This is a genomic window from Mesorhizobium sp. STM 4661 (genome assembly GCF_000359125.1).
GTDB lineage: Bacteria > Pseudomonadota > Alphaproteobacteria > Rhizobiales > Rhizobiaceae > Mesorhizobium.
The window spans coordinates 1-17,579 of sequence record NZ_CAAF010000008.1 but is presented as its reverse complement, the minus strand read 5'-3'; the positions used below and the strand labels follow the sequence as shown (position 1 = coordinate 17,579).

The window sequence follows — 17,579 nt, the reverse complement described above, 5'->3', positions numbered from 1 at the left end:
ATAATGTTTCAAGCATCACTATGCATATCTCAAACATGTAAGTCACTCATCGTCGGTTACCACCTTGCGCCGCTGCAGCAAGCGCGCCGCCAGCCAGCACAGCGTCGCCCAGGCGAAGCCGGCGCACCAGCCGGCCAGCACGTCCGACGGCCAGTGAACGCCGAGATAGACGCGGCTGGTGCCGACCAGCACGGTCGTCAGCACCGCCAGCACCAGCACAAAGATCTTCGTCGTGCGGTCCGGCAGGAAGCGCGCCGCCAGCGAGCCGAGCGTCAGGTAGGTCACCGCAGACAGCATGGCATGGCCGCTCGGGAATGAAAGCGAGGTCTCGTTGACGAGATGCGAGACGAGATCCGGGCGCGGCCGGTCGATGCCGACCTTCAAAAGGGTCGACAGTGCTTGCCCGCCAGCCACTGCCAAGAACATGAGAAGCGCTGTTCCCCACCGGCGAAGCAAGAGCAGATAGACAATCACCGCCGCCGTGATCAGCACCAGCACGCTGGAACTGCCGAGGCTGGTGATGTCGCGCATCGCCCCCTCCAGCCATGGCGGGCCGATCGGGCTGTCGGGTTGGCCCGCCTCGCGGAAGGCGAGCAGGATTTCGGTGTCGAAGGCGTGCGGCGTGGTGGCGCGCGCCATTTCCATCAACTCCTCGAACCCCCACAGCCCGCCGGCGATGATCACGCCGGCCAGCAGCACCGGAAATTCGATCCAGTTGAGCAGCGGGTGCTTCATCGCGCCTGTCGTCCGCAATCTATAGCCTTTGCAGATAGGGCCCGAGCGTGATCAGCGCCACGGCCGCGATAGCGAGCACGATACCGGTCGCCTGCAAGGCGTTCAGCTGCTCGCCGAAGAAGGCCAGCGCCAGCACGTTCACCGACACCAGCTGGATGACCGCCGAGAGGCTGAGCGATACCGACATGCCGAATTCGCGGATCAGCCTCAGCATGATCAGATTGCCAAGCGAATAGAGCACGAGCGTCAGCACGATCTTGCCGAGGCTTGGCGCCAGCCCCCATTGTTTGGCCGCAGCCGCCGCCAGCAGGAAGATCACCGTCGAAAAGCCGAGCTGTAGCAGTGCCCAGAAACCCACTTCCTGTCCCTCGATGACGTTTGTGGCAGCCCTTGTTTCCGAAGCGTGGCGGAACGTCAAGCAACGTGCATCGGAGCAAGGCGCAACCAAGGCATGACCGCCGCCGCCGACTACTGCTGGCGGTTGAAATCGGCTCGCCATGTCACGAAAGCGTGATCGGCCGACTATATAAGGGATTGAACAGGCAACCCGCTCCAGCCACTCCAAGAAGCCAGAGGCAGCCCACGACCGAACATCGCTCCCCCGACACTCGATTCCGCACCAGCCTGCTCGAGGAAAACGACGGCCCGGCCACCAATCGCACCATGGGCGAGATCATCGCCACGTTTCTCGCGCTGCGGTTTTCTGGGCCGAGCAGGTCGACGGCGCCAACCCGCGCGCCGAAAACGCCTTCGGCCATATCATCGAGATATCAGAGGACGGCGGCGATTTCACCGCCACCAAGGGCAAGAGGGAGGTGCTGCTGAAATGCGGCGATCCCTCGGTGGCCGAAGTCGGCGCCACCTTCTCGACGGCGACATCAGCCAATGGCTGGTTCGGCATGCCGGACAATTGCGCGGTCGATTCGGCCGGCCGCCTCTGGGTCGCAACCGACGGCCAGTGTCCGAAGGCCACCGGCCGCACCGACGGCCTGTGGGCCGTCGATACGGAAGGGACGGCGCGGGCGACCTCGAAACTGTTCTTCCGTGTGCCGGTCGGCGCCGAGATGTGCGGCCCGCTGTTCGCGCCGGACGACCAGACCGCCTTTGTCGCAGTCCAGCATCCGGGCGATGGCGGCGATGACTGGGAGCCTTTCGGCCGCCCCTCCTATTATGAGGATCTCTCGACCCGCTGGCCCGACTTCAAGCCCGACATGCCGGTCCGGCCGGCGGTCGTCGCCATCACCAAGCAGGGTGGCGGCAAGATCGCGGTCTGACACGCGGCGAGACTTTGCCGACCGAGGGAACTATTGCAGACGTTGGGGATTGGCCGAAGCCTCTCCAACGTCGTCATCCCAGGGCGAAGCAGGAGCGAAGCTCCGTCGCGGAGACCCTGGGATCCATGCCGTGACCTTGGCCGAAAAATGCAGCAGAGCAGAATTCTGCACCGCACCAGCACTCTGACGTCACGGTATGGATACTGAGGTCTGCGCCGCGTCGCTTCGCTCCTTGCTACGCCCCAGGATGACGAAGCGATGGGTATTTCCGCTAATCGCCAAGGCGTGCGATCCGTCGACGCAAGCGCATCGTCTGTCAAAACGCAGTGCAGAAGGAATCGCGAATACTCTGGATTCCGCATGCACAGGATGCACCTGCGCCTGACCATTCAGTCGGTGCGCTGAACCACGGCCATATTCATCCTGCTTCTCAACCGGAAGCCGATGGACTCGTACAGTGTTATGGCCGCGACGTTGGTGGCGTAGGCGTGGAGATAGGGAACTTCGCCGCGCGCCATGATCCGATTCGCCACGAACAGGGACAACAGCCTTCCCAGGCCGCCACCGCGAAAATCCGGATGCGAGCACACGCCGCTGAGCTCGGTATGGCCAGGCTGCTTCATGCGTTCGCCAGCCATCGCGGCAAGTCGGCCCTTGATTTTCACGCCCCAGAAATCGCCGAGGCTCAGCGCCTCCAGCGTGAATGGGGCCGGGCTTGGTGATTGTTGCCAGGGCGAGCATCTCGGCCGCATCGTGTTGCGTCAGTCGTTGCACACGCTCGTCGGCCACGGTCCGCACCGGCCGTTCGGCAATCATCTGCACCAAGGACGCGGTCGAAGTGGCGGAAAGCTCCGCAGGCAGGGTGATTGCGTCAGCCTGGACCACGATGGTGCTTTCGAGCGGGGGTATAAGCCTGCTCAGCGCCCGCAGGCTTTCCGGGTCATCCGCGGCGGTGGCGGCAAAAGGAACGATCGACGGCCGATATCGCTTGGCGAAGCTGTTACCTTGCGCGAAGGCCTGATGTCGCGTCGCAAGCGCGCTCCAGATGGGACGGTCGAGGACATGGTTCATGGCACGGCCGCCCTTTCCGCGCGACGGTCGAGGGGGACCTCGGCCAGGCCCTCCTCGATGGCGGCCAACTGGTCAAGAAGCGGTCCCGGAAGCTCCGCGCACAAATCCGTGACGGCTTTCTCGATGCGCGGCCAGACATCGCGCTTGGCAACATCGACCAGCCGTCGACCGTTCCGGGTGAGCGAGACAATCCTGCGCCGCTGGTCATTGCTCGACGGGCTGACTTCGACCAATCCCAGTTCGGCCAGAAGCGCCACGCTTCGCGTGATGCCCGGCTGGGCAATCCCGAGAGCCTTTGCCAGTTCCCCAACGGGCAGGGGCCCCAGCCTGTCGAGCGCGGCCAGGAGCGGGTACTGGCTCGACTGAACCGGGACATCCAGGCGATCGAGAACTCGCTGCGTGTCCGCCTGCAATTGCTCGCCTATGCGTTTCAACCTGCTGCCCAGGCACAGGAAGCCAAGAGACCGTATGACGTCTTCCATGAACAACGCGTCCTTGTTGAATCATAACATGATATATAACAATATATGGAAAATCAAAGAGTGCTGCCGCCAGGCGCAACTCGATATGGCGGACGACTCCGGGGTGGAGCCACCGCCATTTGGCGGAGGTCTCCCCTTCAGTCGGCGCCAATTGCATCCTATATGGCGCTTGCGCGATATGATCGGTAATCAATCGCGCCAAGGCGACTGATTCGAGGCCGTGGGCTGGCCTCCATTACCCAAGCGGCACGCGGAACCTCGACCATGCCCTCCTTGCGCATTCATTTCGATCGGCTGCTGGAAGGCGCGGCACCCAAGGTCGAGCGGCGGGAGCTGACGCATGTCGAGCGCCTGGCGCTGGTGCGTCGGCATGGCGATTTTTCGCTCGCCTACTCGACCGCCGTCCAGCAAAAGCTTTCTTATTTCGGCGATGCCGACGGCTACATCGCCTTCGGCACCAAAATGAAGCACCATTTCGCGCTCGGCGACCCGGTGGTTCATCCACCCGATCGGCCCGACTATATCAGGCGGTTCGTCGAGGCCGCCGGCAGTCCCTGGTTCGTGCAGATCGGCGAAGAGACGGCGCGCGTGCTGGCCGGGCTCGGCTACCAGGTCAATCGTCTCGGCATCGATACGCGGCTGATCCTGCCGGCCCATGATTTTTCCGGAAAGCGCAACGAAACCGTGCGCTATTCCGAGCGCTGGCTGTTGAAGAAGGGGTTTTCCCTCAGCGAGGACAGGCGCACCGTCTTTCTCGACGAAATCCAGCGGCTGTCGCAGAACTGGCGGGGGGACCGCATCGTCAAGCGATGGGAGATGGGCTTCCTCAACCGCCCCTTCAACGATCAGCTCGGCGTCGACATGCGCCGCTTCGTTCTCCATGGCCCTGACGGCGAACTCGTCGCCTTGCTCGACTTCGATCCGCTGTTCAGCGGCGGCAAGGTGATCGGCTACACCACCTCGTTCAAGCGCAAGCATGTCGACGCCACGCCGCATGCCGAGATCGGCCTGACCAAATTCGCCGTCGATCGCTTCCGCGAGCAGGGCATCTCCGTCGTCACGCTTGGCCTGTCGCCGCTTGTCGACATCGGACCGAGCGGCTTTGCCGAAAGCCAGTTTTGGCGCAACACCTTTCAGCGCGCCTATGATTCGCCATGGGTCAACCGCAGCAAGTTCAACCTGCAAGGCCAGGCTGCCTTCAAACGCCGCTTCCACGGCATCGAGGAGCCGACCTACATCGCCTTCCGCAAGGGGGCTTATGTTGAGATGCTGGGCCTGCTGCGGTTGATCAAGGCCATTTGAGCAGGACTTGGGTTCCTCGCCCCCGTGGAGCGGGGGAGAGGTGGCCCGGCGAAGCCGGGACGGAGAGGGGGACGACATTCGCGAAGCCAGAACCGGTGGGGACAGAGCGCGAGGCCGGCTATGATACGAAGCCCGTCAGAAACCCTTTTAACAGCGATTTCCCGGTCGCGAGGACCCCTCTCCGTCCCGGCTTCGCCGGGCCACCTCCCCCACTTCGTGGGGCGAGGAACCCAGGTTCTGCGAAGGCAGCGATTGCCCTCAGCCAATCCGTCAGTTGCGCAGCCGGTAGCCGGTCCTGAAGATCCAGGCGACGATCGCTATGCAGATGAGCAGGAACACCACCGTCATGCCGAGGCTGATGCCGACCGAGACGTCGGACTTGCCGTAAAAACTCCAGCGGAACCCGCTAATAAGATAGACCACCGGGTTGAACAGCGTCACCGTGCGCCAGATGTCGGGCAGCATGTTGATCGAATAGAAGCTGCCGCCAAGGAAGGTCAGCGGCGTGATGATCAACAGCGGCACCAGTTGCAGCTGCTCGAAGCTCTTGGCCCAGATGCCGATGATGAAGCCGAACAGGCTGAAGGTCACCGCCGTCAGCACCAGGAAGGCAAGCATCCAGACCGGATGCTCGATATGGAGCGGCACGAACAGCGACGCGGTCGCCAGGATGATCAGGCCGAGTATGATCGACTTGGTCGCCGCGCCCCCGACATAGGCGATGACGATCTCCAGATAGGACACCGGCGCCGACAGCAATTCGTAGATCGAGCCGACGAATTTCGGGAAATAGATGGCGAACGAGGCATTGGAGATCGACTGCGTCAACAGCGACAGCATGATCAGCCCCGGCACGATGAAGGCGCCATAGCTGATGCCGTCGATCTCGGTGATGCGCGAGCCGATGGCCGAGCCGAAGACGACGAAATAGAGCGATGTCGAGATGACCGGCGAGATGATGCTCTGCAGCACCGTGCGGAAGGCGCGCGCCATTTCCATCCGGTAGATCACCCATACTGCACGAAGATTCATGGCCGCGCGCAGGTTCATGCTTCCTGCCTCAAAAGATTGACGAAGATCTCCTCGAGCGAGCTGTTTTGCGTGTCGATGTCGCGGAACTGGATGCCGGCCGCTTCGAGGTCGCGGATCAGCGAGGCCACACCCGGGCGTTCGCTCTGGTTGTCATAGGTATAGGTCAGTTGTCCGCCGTCCGGCGAAAGCTCCAGCGCATAGCGCGAAAACGTCTCGGGGATGCTGGCCAGCGGGGCGCGCAATTCCAGCACAAGCCGCTTGCGGCCGAGCTTGCGCATCAGTTCGGCCTTGCCGTCGACCAGCACGATCTCGCCGCGATTGATGACGCCGACGCGGTCGGCCATCGCCTCGGCTTCTTCGATGTAATGCGTGGTCAGGATGATGGTCACCCCGTCCTCGCGCAGCCGGCGCACCATCGCCCACATGTCCTGGCGCAATTCGACGTCGACGCCGGCGGTCGGTTCGTCGAGGAACAGGATCCTGGGTTCATGCGACAGCGCCTTGGCGATCATCAGCCGCCGCTTCATGCCGCCCGACAGCGTGATCGCCTTGGCGTCCTTCTTGTCCCACAGCGAGAGATCGCGCAGCACCTTCTCGACGAAAGCTGGGTTCGCCGGCTTGCCGAACAGGCCGCGGCTGTAATTGACCGTCGCCCACACGCTCTCGAACGCGTCGATGGTCAGTTCCTGCGGCACCAGCCCGATCAGGGAGCGCGCGGCGCGATAATCCCGACCGATGTCGTTTCCGTCCACCGTGACCGTGCCCGACGAGCGGTTGACGATGCCGCAGACGATCGAGATCAGCGTCGTCTTGCCGGCGCCGTTCGGTCCAAGCAGCGCAAAGATCTCACCACGCTCGATGTCGAGGTTGATCTCCTTCAGCGCCTTGAAGCCGGTGGCGTAGGTCTTGGTGACTCCGGAAATGGAAATGATGGAAGGCATGGCTGAAAAACGGCTGCTTGAAACAAGGATGGTTGATTTTAGTCCGCTGAATGTCGGTGCGCGCAACCGGAAGTCAATGCCGCTCCTGACAATTCTGGACATTCGCTCCGGATCACCTCGATCGATGCGCTGACGCTTTGCGCAAAGTGCTGCGACGTTCCGCCCCGCGTGACGCCACGCCGCTTTGACCGTTCGGCGTATCCGGCCTATCTTCCCCAGCATAAGCAGCAGCCGGAGCCCGCCATGGACCCGCTCATCCTGTCGCGCATTCAGTTCGGCGCGAATATTTCGTTCCACATCCTGTTTCCTTCAATCACGATCGCGCTTGGCTGGGTGCTGCTGTTCTTCAAGCTGCGTTACAACGCGACGGGCGATTCCGCCTGGATGCGCGCCTATTTCACCTGGGTGAAGGTGTTCGCTCTGTCCTTCGCCATGGGCGTGGTTTCCGGCGTCACCATGAGCTTCCAGTTCGGCACCAACTGGCCGGGCTACATGGAAAAGGTCGGCAACATCGCCGGGCCGCTGCTCGCCTACGAAATCCTCACCGCCTTCTTCCTCGAGGCGGCCTTCCTCGGCATCATGCTGTTCGGCTTCCGCCGCGTCTCCAACCGCATCCACACGCTGGCGACCGTGCTGGTGGCCGGCGGCACCACCGTCTCCGCCTTCTGGATCATCGTGCTCAATTCCTGGATGCAGACGCCGGCCGGTTTCGAGATGCGCGACGGCGTCGCGCACGCCGTCGACTGGTGGGCGATCGTCTTCAACCCGTCGATGCCCTACCGGCTCGTCCACATGCTGCTCGCCTCCGGCCTGACGGTCTCCTTCCTGATCGCCGGCCTGTCGGCGCTGCGCTATCTCTATGGCGACCGTTCGGAATCGATGTGGAAGGCATTGCGCACCGGCGTCTTCACCGCGGCGATCCTGATCCCTATCCAGATCTTCGCCGGCGACCAGCATGGCTTGAACACGCTGGAGCATCAGCCGCAGAAGATCGCCGCCATGGAGGCCAACTGGAACACCGGACCCAACGTGCCGCTGGTGCTGTTCGCGCTTCCCGATGAAGCCGCGAAGGAGAACAAGTTCGAACTCGCCATCCCCGACGGCGCCAGCCTGATCCTGCGCCACAGCAGCAGCGGCGTTGTGCCGGGCCTCAACGACTATCCCGGCAACCATCCACCGGTCTTCCCGGTGTTCTGGAGCTTCCGCATCATGGTCGGCACCGGCATTCTGATGCTGATCGTCTCCTGGTCGGCGGCCTTCTTCCTCAAGCGCCACCACAGCCTGCCGAAGCCGCTGGCGCTGCTGATGGTGCCGATGGCGCTGTCCGGCTGGCTGGCGACGCTGGCCGGCTGGTACACCACCGAGATCGGCCGCCAGCCCTGGCTGGTCACCGGCGTGCTGAAGACCGCCGACGCCGTCGGCCCGGTCGCCGGCAGCCATGTCGCGCTGACGCTTGCCATCTATCTCGTCCTCTATGTGCTGCTTCTGATCGCCTATCTCGGCGTGCTGGTGCATCTGGCGCTGAAGGCGGCGAAGGACGGCGACGCCTCGCCGCTGCCCGGCGTCATGAACGCAGCACTTTCGCAACCGGCTGCAGGGGAGTAGAGGCGATGACCTACGATTGGCCGACCTTGCTGCCCCTCATCTTCGCCGGCCTGATGGGCCTCGCCATCCTGATCTACGTCATTCTCGACGGCTTCGACCTCGGCATCGGCATCCTGTTCTCTGTGGCCGAGGATGCCGAGCAGGACACGATGATCGCCGCCATCGGCCCGTTCTGGGACGCCAACGAGACCTGGCTGGTGCTGGCCGTCGGCCTTTTGCTGGTCGCCTTCCCGCTGGCGCACGGCACCATTCTCACCGCGCTTTACATTCCGGTGTTCCTGCTGCTGCTGGGCCTTATCCTGCGCGGCGTCGCCTTCGATTTCCGCGCCAAGGTGCCGGCCGGCAAGAAGCATCGCTGGAACCGCATCTTCCTCATCGGCTCGGTCATCGCCTCGCTGGCGCAAGGCTATATGCTCGGCGTCTACGTGCTCGGCCTCGATGTCGGCTTTGGCGGCATAGCCTTCGGCGCGCTGGTGGCGCTTTGCCTCGCCGCCGCCTATGCGGCGATGGGCGCGGCCTGGCTGATCTACAAGACCGAAGGCGAACTGCAGAAGAAGGCGGTGCGATGGCTGCGCACGGCGCTGGTGCTGGCAGCACTTGGCATGGCCGCCGTGTCGCTGGCCACCCCCTTCGCCAGCCCGCGCATCTTCGACAAATGGTTCGTCTGGCCTGAGATGCTTTATCTGTCGCCGCTGCCGATCCTGTCGGCGGTGCTGTTTGCCTGGCTGTGGCGGCAGACCTTCCATCTGCCGAAACCGGACGATCGCGGCGCGCTGACGCCGTTCCTGACCCTGGCGGCGATCTTCGCGCTCGGTTTCGCCGGGCTCGCCTGGTCGTTCTACCCCTTCGTCGTGCCCGATCGTCTGACCATCTGGCAGGCCGCCTCGGCCCCTGAAAGCCTCGCCATCATCCTTGCCGGCACCGTCGTCGTGCTGCCGATCATCATCTTCTATTCCTTCTATGCCTACCGCGTCTTCGGCGGCAAGGCGACGGACCTGACCTACGACTGAGCGGCAAGCGCCGCGATCCGGCGGAGCTCCGACGAGATCATGACGTTGCGGAAATAGAATATTCATCTTCCGGAGGAATAACCCTTCTTCGACAGTTACCGGCCAGCGATCGCGGCGGGCGAGAAGAAGGGCAATGCAATGACCTCCGTTGCATCGGCGAGACGAGATCGGCTGGCCCCGGTGCTGATGCGTATAGTCGCCCTGATCGCGGCGCTTGCCTTCTTCGGCCTGCTGCCGTTCCCGCAGCCGGCGAACGCCCAGGACATCCTCTTGGCCATGATCAACATCATGGATGAGGCAGGCGCGCAATTCGCCTTCCCGGCGCAACTGGAATACAGCGCCGCCGACCTTCCCATCGATGATGAAAAACGCGTTGCCGCCGAGAACAGGGTCAATGCCTGGCGTGACGAGGAAAACCTGCCCTTCCCCGATTTCAGCCAGATCGACAAGCTCGCCCTCAACAACACCCACGCCTACCCGCCTCGGGGCTCGGCCCAGTATCGGGAGACGGAGCCCGACCCGACATCGGCCGAGGCCAGGGCAACGCTGGAAAAGGTGCGCTGGAGCCTGCCGTGGAAAAAAGGGGCGTAGGTCGTTCCGTTTAGAAAGGCGGGAGCCTTCGAGACGCCGGCGGGACAGCACCCCCTCTGGCCTGCCGGCCATCTCCCCCGCAAGGGGGGAGATTAGCAGCTTCAACGCTCCGCTCATCCTGAAACGCTGGAGATTGGCGAAAGTCGAGGTGAAGGCCGATCTCCCCCCTTGCGGACAGGGCTATCGCAGATGGAAAGCCGAGGCTTTCGCTCTACGATGGACCCCCACCCCTAACCCCTCCCCACAAGGGGGAGGGAGACTTCCGTCGGCGCTGACGCCGCAAATTGCCTGCCTTTCGGTGCCAAAGTAGGAAGCAAAGGCACGCGGCAGCGTTCCCTCCCCCTTGTGGGGAGGGTTAGGGTGGGGGTCCATCTTCGCAAGAAATCCATATGCGATTGCCCTGCCCCTTGCGGGGAGATGTCCGGCAGGACGGAGGGGGGTGCTGTCCCGCCGACGTTTCGCAAAAACCTCAGCTCTTGCTGGCCGCCAGCACCAGCACCGGCTTGTCGCTGTAGAGCTGCGGGAACAGCGACTTCAGATTCTCGATCTTGGGCAGGTCGTTGTAGACGATGTAGGGATAGGTCGGGTTCAGCGTCAAAAAGTCCTGGTGGTAGTCCTCGGCCCGATAGAAGGTCTTGCCGGTCTCCAGCGTGGTCACGATCGGCTTTGGAAACAGCTTGGCCTTGTCGAGCTGGGCGATGTAGCTCTCGGCGATTTTCTTCTGCGCGTCGTTTTCGGCAAAGACCGTCGAGCGGTATTGGGTGCCGCTGTCCGGTCCCTGGAAGTTTAATTGCGTCGGGTTGTGCGCGACCGAGAAATACACCTGCAGCAACTGGCCATAGGTCACCTCCGACGGCTTATAGGTGATCTCGACGGCTTCGGCGTGCCCGGTGCGGCCGCCGCCGACCGTCTCGTAGACGGCGGTGTCCTTATCGCCGCCGGCATAGCCGGAGACGGCGTTTGTCACGCCCTTGACGTGCTGGAACACGCCCTGCACGCCCCAGAAGCAGCCCCCGGCCAAGACCGCCTTTTCCGTGCCGGCGGCTGGTTTCTCGTCCAGCGCCGGTGGCGGGATCGCCACCGCTTCCTCGGCCGAGATCGCCGGCGTCTGCCAGAAGGCGGCCGCCGCCAGGACCAGCGCCGCCAGCGCGCTCTTTGCGAAGTATCCGTTCACGGCTGGTTTTGCGGACATGTCATGATCTCCCATGATGGTGTTTGACTATATGATAGCGCGATGCGCCGCGGTATCACATTGCTGTGCGTGTGGGGCCGTGCGCGCCAGCCTGCCCGGACGAGCAACCCCGGCCCGGACAGGCAACGGCGTGCGCCTACTTGGCCGGAGCCATTGCGCCGGCGGGCATCATCGCGTCCGTTGCCGTGGCGTCGGCCGGTTTCATGGCATCCGTGGCCGTCGCCGGCTTCATCGCATTTGTGCCCGTCGCATCCGGCGCCATTGCATTGGCGGGTTTCATCGCGTCCGTGGCCGGCTTCATGGCATCCGTCGCCATCGGGTCAGCCGGTTTCATCGCATCCTCGGCGCGTGCGGCGGCTCCGGTGAACAGCGCGGTCGAGCAAAGCGCGAAGGCGAGTGCCGGCAGGGTCAGGCGATTGGTCATGGTGGTCTCCTCAGGGTTGGCGGTGCGCTGGAAATGGCGATTACACCAGGTCTTCGCCGCCGCCTGAAACTTCGTTACAGCCATCACCGCTTCGTGATCACGCGCGCCCATCTTGTTGGTGTGCGGCGCGCTGCACAAACGACAACGCCGCCCGGCAAACGGGCGGCGTGTGATCGGGGCGCTCTTGCGTGATCTGCGCTGGCAGGACTGCCGCGCTGCGGTCGGCCTATTGCGTGAGCACCGTTTCCGAGGCCCGTTGATTGAAGGCGCACTTACCGGTCACGGTGTAGAAGAAGTCGGCGTTGGACACTGGAGCCGGTACCGCATTGCCGCCGTCTTCCCAGGCCTGCGTGCTGGGTTGACCGCACGGCACGGCGGTGAAGATGTCCACCGTTTGGCCTTTCCCGACTTCGACGCTGTCGATGTACAATCGGTCCGACGTCAGCGGGTCGTTGGACTTGAGCACGGTTGGATTGCCCGAGGGAACATCCATCTGCAGATAGAGCTTGTCCATCAGGCTGACGTCGATCACCGCGCCGGCGCCATTGGCGGGATACATGGTGTTGACGCAGGTGGTCAGGTATTTCTTGTTGCCGCTGGTCTGGGTGATCGCCCCGGTGGGCAAATTGTTGAAGTTGTTGACCTGGGTGGTCGTGCACACCTGTTGCTGAACCTTCGTGTCCGTCGATCCGTTGACCGTGTAGACGATGGCCGTGCCATAACCTTTCGGATCGCCGAAATTGTTGTAGGCATAGGTGATCTTCATCAGCTTGTTGGCCGCCGTTTCGTTGAATTTCGTGCCGTAGAGCGTCATCGTCTTGCCCCAGTAGCCCGAGATCTTCTCGACCTTGAACGTGGCCTGCACCAGCGCCGGTCTCTTGACCACCCTGGACCCGACGGCGACCTGCACATTGTTGATACGGGCGATCGGCATGAAAGTGGTCGGCATGGCGAAGCCCGCGGAAGCCTGGATGTTGGCGGTGCCGTCGGTGTCGACGACGAAGCTGTCGAGCTTCGCCGTGCCTTGCCCGCTATTGGCGATGTAGGATTCCTGCAGCTTTTTCTCACGGTCCGCCAATGTCGTATCCGTCTTCAATGTCGTGATCGACAGCGCCGCCGCGTCGAGCGCGTTCTGCATCGACGACCTGGTCGAAACCGCCGACGTATAGTCGATCGAAAAGCCTATCGTGGCGATGACCGGAATGAGCGCGAAAACAAGGACCGGCGTAAAGGAGCCGTTCTCTGATTTGAGAAAATGGTGTGCGGATGATGGCATTCTTGGTTCCCCCGGGGCGTGACGGGCCATGGGCTATCACGCAGGCCGCAAACTATGCTCTAATCCAGTGGATCAAAGTTTAACGATTTTGCGCAGCCGGCGAAGCTGCCGATCTCCCCCCTTGCGGGGGAGATGCCCGGCAGGGCAGAGGGGGGTGCTGTCCCGCCAACGTATCAACCAAAATCGTGGCACAGCCTCTGGCGGATTCAGGTTGGGATGCCTCAAGTCGCAAGTCGGTGATCCTTCACACCCCCCTCTGTCCTGCCGGACATCTCCCCGCAAGGGGGGAGATCGGATGTCGCTGCGGCTTTCGCCAGCCAGCAACGCTGGAACGCTTGCCCCGCAAGCCCACCGCCCGCCGCTTGCCCCTGCATCGTGCCCCTGCTAAAGCGCGCGGCATGACCACGCCGCTCGACCACATCCGCAATTTCTCCATCGTCGCCCATATCGACCATGGCAAATCCACGCTTGCCGACCGGCTGATCCAGTCGACCGGCGGGCTGGAGTTGCGCGACATGAAGGAGCAGGTGCTGGACTCGATGGACATCGAGCGCGAGCGCGGCATCACCATCAAGGCGCAGACGGTGCGGCTGAAATACCGCGCCAACAATGGCGAGGACTATATCCTCAACCTGATCGACACGCCCGGCCATGTCGACTTCGCTTATGAAGTGTCGCGTTCGCTGGCCGCCTGCGAGGGTTCGCTGCTGGTCGTCGATGCCTCGCAGGGCGTCGAGGCGCAGACGCTGGCCAATGTCTACCAGGCCATCGACAACAACCACGAGATCGTCGTGGTGCTGAACAAGGTCGACCTGCCGGCCGCCGAGCCCGAGCGCATCCGCGAGCAGGTCGAGGAGGTGATCGGCATCGACGCCTCCAACGCCGTGCTGATCTCGGCCAAGACCGGCCTCGGCATTCCCGATGTGCTCGAAGCCATCGTCAACGACCTGCCGCCGCCGCGCGAGGGCGACATTTCGGCGCCGCTGAAGGCGATGCTGGTCGATAGCTGGTACGACGCCTATCTCGGCGTCATCGTGCTGGTCCGCATCATCGACGGCGTGCTGAAGAAGGGCCAGACCATCCGCATGATGGGCACCGGCGCAAAACATCTGGTCGAGCGCACCGGCGTCTTCACGCCGGCCCGCATCAATGTCGACGAGCTCGGCCCCGGCGAGTTCGGCTTCTTCACCGGCTCGATCAAGGAAGTGGCCGACACCCGCGTCGGCGACACGATCACCGAGGACAAGCGCGCCACCGCGCACGCCCTGCCCGGCTTCAAGCCGGCGCAGCCGGTGGTGTTCTGCGGCCTGTTCCCGGTCGACGCCGCCGATTTCGAGGATCTGCGCGCCGCCGTCGGCAAATTGCGCCTCAACGACGCTTCTTTCTCATACGAAATGGAAACCAGCGCCGCGCTCGGCTTCGGCTATCGCTGCGGCTTCCTTGGCTTGCTTCATCTCGAAATCATCCAGGAGCGGCTGGAGCGCGAGTTCAACCTCGACCTCATCGCCACGGCGCCATCAGTCGTCTACCGGCTGCTGCTCAATGACGGCTCGGTCAAGGAATTGCACAACCCGGCCGACATGCCCGACGTGGTCAAGATTGCGGCCATCGAGGAGCCATGGATCCGCGCCACCATCCTGACGCCGGACGACTATCTCGGCGGTATCCTGAAACTCTGCCAGGACCGGCGCGGCATCCAGGCCGACCTTTCCTATGTCGGCAAGCGCGCCATGCTGATCTACGATCTGCCGCTCAACGAGGTCGTCTTCGATTTTTATGACCGGCTGAAGTCGATCTCCAAGGGCTACGCCTCCTTCGACTATCACCTGACCGACTATAAGGAAGGCGACCTGGTGAAGATGTCGATCCTGGTCAATGAGGAGCCGGTCGACGCGCTGTCGATGCTGGTCCACCGCACCGCGGCGGAAAAGCGCGGCCGCCAGATGTGCGAGAAGCTGAAGGAGCTGATCCCGCACCATTTGTTCAAGATCCCTATCCAGGCCGCCATCGGCGGCAAGGTCATCGCCCGCGAAACCATCTCGGCGCTGCGCAAGGACGTCACCGCCAAATGCTACGGCGGCGACGTCTCGCGCAAGCGCAAGCTGCTCGACAAGCAGAAAGAAGGCAAGAAGCGGATGCGCCAGTTCGGCAAGGTGGATATCCCGCAGGAGGCGTTTATCCAGGCCTTGAAGATGGGGGATTGAGCGAGATTTGGATCGCAGGAGGGCCTTGTATAACGTTCCTCGGCCCCCTAAATGCTCAGGGAATTTAATGCGGCCATTAAGGATGAACGGAACCTCTAGGTCCCTCAATCGTTGACAGTCCCTATAAAAGTTGCTTTTATAGAGCCGCCTATCCGGTGGAAAGCTTCTGATTTGCGCTTCTCAGCCTACTCTCAGAAGGGGACCACGTTAGTGCCGCGCTAGCTAGACGTCGAAAGGCTAGATTGCTGCACGCGGCGAGAAACTACTCAGTAGAATACTCCGTGGCAACCGGCTGAGAAGAAGTTTATGGGCATTAGCCCCAAATAACAAACAGGGTGCTATTAGCACCCTGTTTCATTTTGCGGGCAATAGATGATCGTTTGGAAAGACGTTTAGATAGTCTCGACGCTCTGGTTTCAAGTCGCGCGCACGTCCGCAGCAATCATAGAATACAGACGCTAAAGATTTTCCATTTCCACTGCTGACGTCATAGTGGAAACCAGCGAACAATGCCGTTCCAAACCGAAATTTACCAGCGACGAAGCACCGCTCGTCGTCTCCGGTCGGGTGAGGTTTGCCGTGGCATTGACTATCAATTGCTGGCGCGAAAACGAGTTTTCGTTTATCAATGTGAGTGAAATTGTTAGTGTGAATCTGCCTAAATTTACCACAAAGACTTTTGATTCGTTCCTTCAATTCGTCAATGCTGGCATTGCTATACCAGTGGCCACGGAGAGTAGTGGTAATGTCAGAGTGAAAATTCCTTAAAGGAATCGGAAGTGGTGAGCTTTTTCTGTTGGAGAAAACCTCTGTTGATATTTCATTCATGAGTTGGAATAGAGATTTTACTCGACTCTCAATATAGCCACGACTTGCAGCGTCCTTATGTCTCAAATTGCCTGGTATAAACTCAATCCACGCCGAGCTTCCGAAAGCCTTCCAAAGTGTTTCCACCTGGGCAACGCTCTCAGGCTGATATGCCCATACCGACAAGCGGGCTGGTTGATCGAAACCACTAGCCACTCGCATGGATGTAACCAAGTCAGACGTGGCCCGAGCAACGGAACGGTCCGAGATCATGCGATCTGACTTGCCCATTGCCGGCGCAGTCACCTGGGTACCGGAAAAGCGCTTCGGAATCCGATTAATCTCTGTGGAGAGACTCGGCGATGCACCTATAAAGACCAAAAAATGGTTTATTGCTGTCATCTTCTGGAAAGGATTTTCTGAACTAGATCTAACGGTATCGAAATGCGGGATAGATCGACCGGGTCAAGTTTTGAGAACGCTGCCTCAAGAGTTAGCCTCGGTTGTTCTCCTTTCGCAGTCGTCCGCCCAGCAAGCCGATTTTCAAACGTTTCTCTATTGAGCCCATTCCGCGCTAGCCAATTCGATATGGCACCATGAACTGCGGGAACCTTGACGCTCATAGGCGTTTCCCGGGGCAGGGCTACGATATCTGAGTGAATGATTTCATAGGCCTTTTGACCTTCAGTCGTAATATCAGTCTCACTGATGCGCCACGTATCGGAATGAGGGTCGAGAATAACAAATCGTTTGTTCGGAAAACCATACACAAATGAGTTCCAGAAATCCTGTGAGTACATACGCGGCTTTGTTCCAACGGTATTAACTGGTGAGCGGTCAGAGTCTCTGAACAGCTCAGAAATATCTTCTGGAAGCGTTATGCCAAGAGGAACTGCGCCGACCTTTTGTATAACCGTCGGATGGGTTACAACTTGAACGACCGGGTGATCAAGTAAAAATCGCTTAAGGCCATTCTCGAAAACTACATCAGAATTATCGATTTTTTGCCTTATACTCCATCCAAGTGAGCTAAGAAGCAAAGGGATCCCTGCTGATGCCCAATAGTCATCAACTGACGCTTTTATAAAGCCCAATATTTGTTGAAGATCAGAATCGTTACTCATAAGTAGCTCTCCCAGCTCGCAGCATTATTCTCGGTGCGGCTGTTGTCTGTAGGAATCAGCATGGAAATCATCTTTTGACAAGGCAAGGTGATAAGTCCTTCGTTCCGCCGTTTCAAAGTACCCCATCTTCGCGTATCCTCTCCGGCTTGTGGAGATTCACATTTGCTCCACTTTGGATACCGTTGCCGCGATTGGCCTCGCCATCGGCGGCGCGCTTGGCATGGCGGGCACTTTCGTTGCGAGCGATGCGCCGCGCGAAACGCTCTGGACCATCGACGGCGTGGCAATCGTCATGGCGGCAGCTGCTAACAATCAAACACAACGGCTGGGCAATGACCTCGTCGGCGCTTTCTCGCAACGCGCGATGCCGCTACTCCTTCCGCCCTTCATGAGGTCCTACGCTTCCGCGCGGCGCGTCGCCGTCGCGCTCTGTCTTGCCGCATCCTTCGCGCCGGCGGCTTATGCCGGCGACAGACGATCAACCGCAAACTGCGATCAAATTTCCAGCT

General features: G+C 61.2%; 16 protein-coding genes and 3 pseudogenes. 8 read left to right on the top strand and 11 right to left on the bottom strand.

The annotated features are described in order from the left end of the window. Positions 1 to 42: 42 nt before the first annotated feature. Together MESS4_RS02965 and MESS4_RS02960 are read right to left on the bottom strand one after the other, a co-directional pair. Positions 43 to 735: a phosphatase PAP2 family protein gene (locus MESS4_RS02965; RefSeq protein ID WP_006326349.1), complete on the bottom strand. Its 693-nt coding sequence runs from the start codon at positions 733 to 735 to the stop codon at positions 43 to 45. 19 nt (positions 736 to 754) lie between these two features. Further along, entirely contained in the window at positions 755 to 1,093 is a 339-nt protein-coding gene (locus MESS4_RS02960; protein WP_006326348.1) for a hypothetical protein, read from the bottom strand. Between the two features lie 349 nt (positions 1,094 to 1,442). On the opposite strand from MESS4_RS02960, the pseudogene MESS4_RS02955 reads away from it, so the two are divergent. Further along, positions 1,443 to 2,009, top strand: a pseudogene (locus MESS4_RS02955) (alkaline phosphatase PhoX); the annotation flags it as partial. Between the two features lie 389 nt (positions 2,010 to 2,398). Here the strand turns inward: MESS4_RS02955 and MESS4_RS02950 are convergent. Further along, positions 2,399 to 3,080: pseudogene (locus tag MESS4_RS02950) on the bottom strand (GNAT family N-acetyltransferase). Then, the gene (locus tag MESS4_RS02945; protein WP_006326341.1) at positions 3,077 to 3,562 is read right to left on the bottom strand and encodes a MarR family transcriptional regulator; all 486 of its coding nucleotides are present in this window, start codon (positions 3,560 to 3,562) and stop codon (positions 3,077 to 3,079) included. The pseudogene MESS4_RS02950 and the gene MESS4_RS02945 overlap by 4 nt, the downstream one beginning before the upstream one ends. 264 nt (positions 3,563 to 3,826) lie before the next feature. Here MESS4_RS02945 and MESS4_RS02940 point away from each other — a divergent pair, with 264 nt between their 5' ends. Further along, a complete protein-coding gene (locus tag MESS4_RS02940; RefSeq protein ID WP_006326340.1) occupies positions 3,827 to 4,864 on the top strand; it encodes a phosphatidylglycerol lysyltransferase domain-containing protein in 1,038 nt (345 codons plus the stop codon). Positions 4,865 to 5,134: 270 nt separating this feature from the next. On the opposite strand, the gene MESS4_RS02935 is transcribed toward MESS4_RS02940, so the two are convergent. Beyond that, a complete protein-coding gene (locus MESS4_RS02935; RefSeq protein WP_036240564.1) occupies positions 5,135 to 5,896 on the bottom strand; it encodes an ABC transporter permease in 762 nt (253 codons plus the stop codon). A 14-nt stretch (positions 5,897 to 5,910) separates the two neighbouring features. Beyond that, on the bottom strand, positions 5,911 to 6,837 hold the full coding sequence (locus MESS4_RS02930; protein ID WP_006326337.1) for an ABC transporter ATP-binding protein: 927 nt from the start codon (positions 6,835 to 6,837) through the stop codon (positions 5,911 to 5,913). Here MESS4_RS02930 and MESS4_RS33225 point away from each other — a divergent pair. From MESS4_RS33225 to MESS4_RS02915, 4 genes are all read left to right on the top strand, one after another. Then, positions 6,824 to 6,970 (top strand): hypothetical protein, encoded by a 147-nt coding sequence (locus MESS4_RS33225; protein WP_157385502.1) that lies wholly within the window; start codon positions 6,824 to 6,826, stop codon positions 6,968 to 6,970. The two genes, MESS4_RS02930 and MESS4_RS33225, sit on opposite strands and share 14 nt — an antisense overlap. Positions 6,971 to 7,080: 110 nt before the next feature. Continuing rightward, the gene (locus MESS4_RS02925) at positions 7,081 to 8,442 is read left to right on the top strand and encodes a cytochrome ubiquinol oxidase subunit I (RefSeq protein ID WP_006326336.1); all 1,362 of its coding nucleotides are present in this window, start codon (positions 7,081 to 7,083) and stop codon (positions 8,440 to 8,442) included. 5 nt (positions 8,443 to 8,447) lie between these two features. Next, a complete protein-coding gene (locus MESS4_RS02920) occupies positions 8,448 to 9,452 on the top strand; it encodes a cytochrome d ubiquinol oxidase subunit II (RefSeq protein ID WP_006326335.1) in 1,005 nt (334 codons plus the stop codon). Positions 9,453 to 9,590: 138 nt separating this feature from the next. After that, positions 9,591 to 10,043: a hypothetical protein gene (locus MESS4_RS02915; RefSeq protein ID WP_006326334.1), complete on the top strand. Its 453-nt coding sequence runs from the start codon at positions 9,591 to 9,593 to the stop codon at positions 10,041 to 10,043. Positions 10,044 to 10,512: 469 nt separating this feature from the next. Here MESS4_RS02915 and msrA read toward each other — a convergent pair whose 3' ends face one another. The 3 genes from msrA to MESS4_RS02900 form a co-directional block, all read right to left on the bottom strand. Continuing rightward, positions 10,513 to 11,235: a peptide-methionine (S)-S-oxide reductase MsrA gene (msrA, locus tag MESS4_RS02910; protein WP_006326331.1), complete on the bottom strand. Its 723-nt coding sequence runs from the start codon at positions 11,233 to 11,235 to the stop codon at positions 10,513 to 10,515. Positions 11,236 to 11,371: 136 nt separating this feature from the next. Then, the gene (locus MESS4_RS02905) at positions 11,372 to 11,659 is read right to left on the bottom strand and encodes a hypothetical protein (RefSeq protein WP_006326330.1); all 288 of its coding nucleotides are present in this window, start codon (positions 11,657 to 11,659) and stop codon (positions 11,372 to 11,374) included. Between the two features lie 226 nt (positions 11,660 to 11,885). Next, positions 11,886 to 12,935: a TadE/TadG family type IV pilus assembly protein gene (locus MESS4_RS02900; RefSeq protein WP_006326325.1), complete on the bottom strand. Its 1,050-nt coding sequence runs from the start codon at positions 12,933 to 12,935 to the stop codon at positions 11,886 to 11,888. 398 nt (positions 12,936 to 13,333) lie between these two features. Between MESS4_RS02900 and lepA the strand changes: the two genes are divergently transcribed. Further along, on the top strand, positions 13,334 to 15,139 hold the full coding sequence (lepA, locus tag MESS4_RS02895) for a translation elongation factor 4 (RefSeq protein WP_036240535.1): 1,806 nt from the start codon (positions 13,334 to 13,336) through the stop codon (positions 15,137 to 15,139). Positions 15,140 to 15,493: 354 nt separating this feature from the next. On the opposite strand, the gene MESS4_RS33220 is transcribed toward lepA, so the two are convergent. After that, positions 15,494 to 16,348, bottom strand: a complete 855-nt coding sequence (locus tag MESS4_RS33220) for a hypothetical protein (protein WP_157385501.1) — start codon at positions 16,346 to 16,348, stop codon at positions 15,494 to 15,496. Continuing rightward, positions 16,345 to 17,070, bottom strand: a complete 726-nt coding sequence (locus tag MESS4_RS33215; protein ID WP_006326319.1) for a hypothetical protein — start codon at positions 17,068 to 17,070, stop codon at positions 16,345 to 16,347. Before MESS4_RS33215 ends, MESS4_RS33220 begins: the two co-directional genes overlap by 4 nt. A 220-nt stretch (positions 17,071 to 17,290) precedes the next feature. Between MESS4_RS33215 and MESS4_RS31060 the strand changes: the two are divergent. Next, positions 17,291 to 17,579: pseudogene (locus MESS4_RS31060) on the top strand (hypothetical protein); the annotation flags it as partial.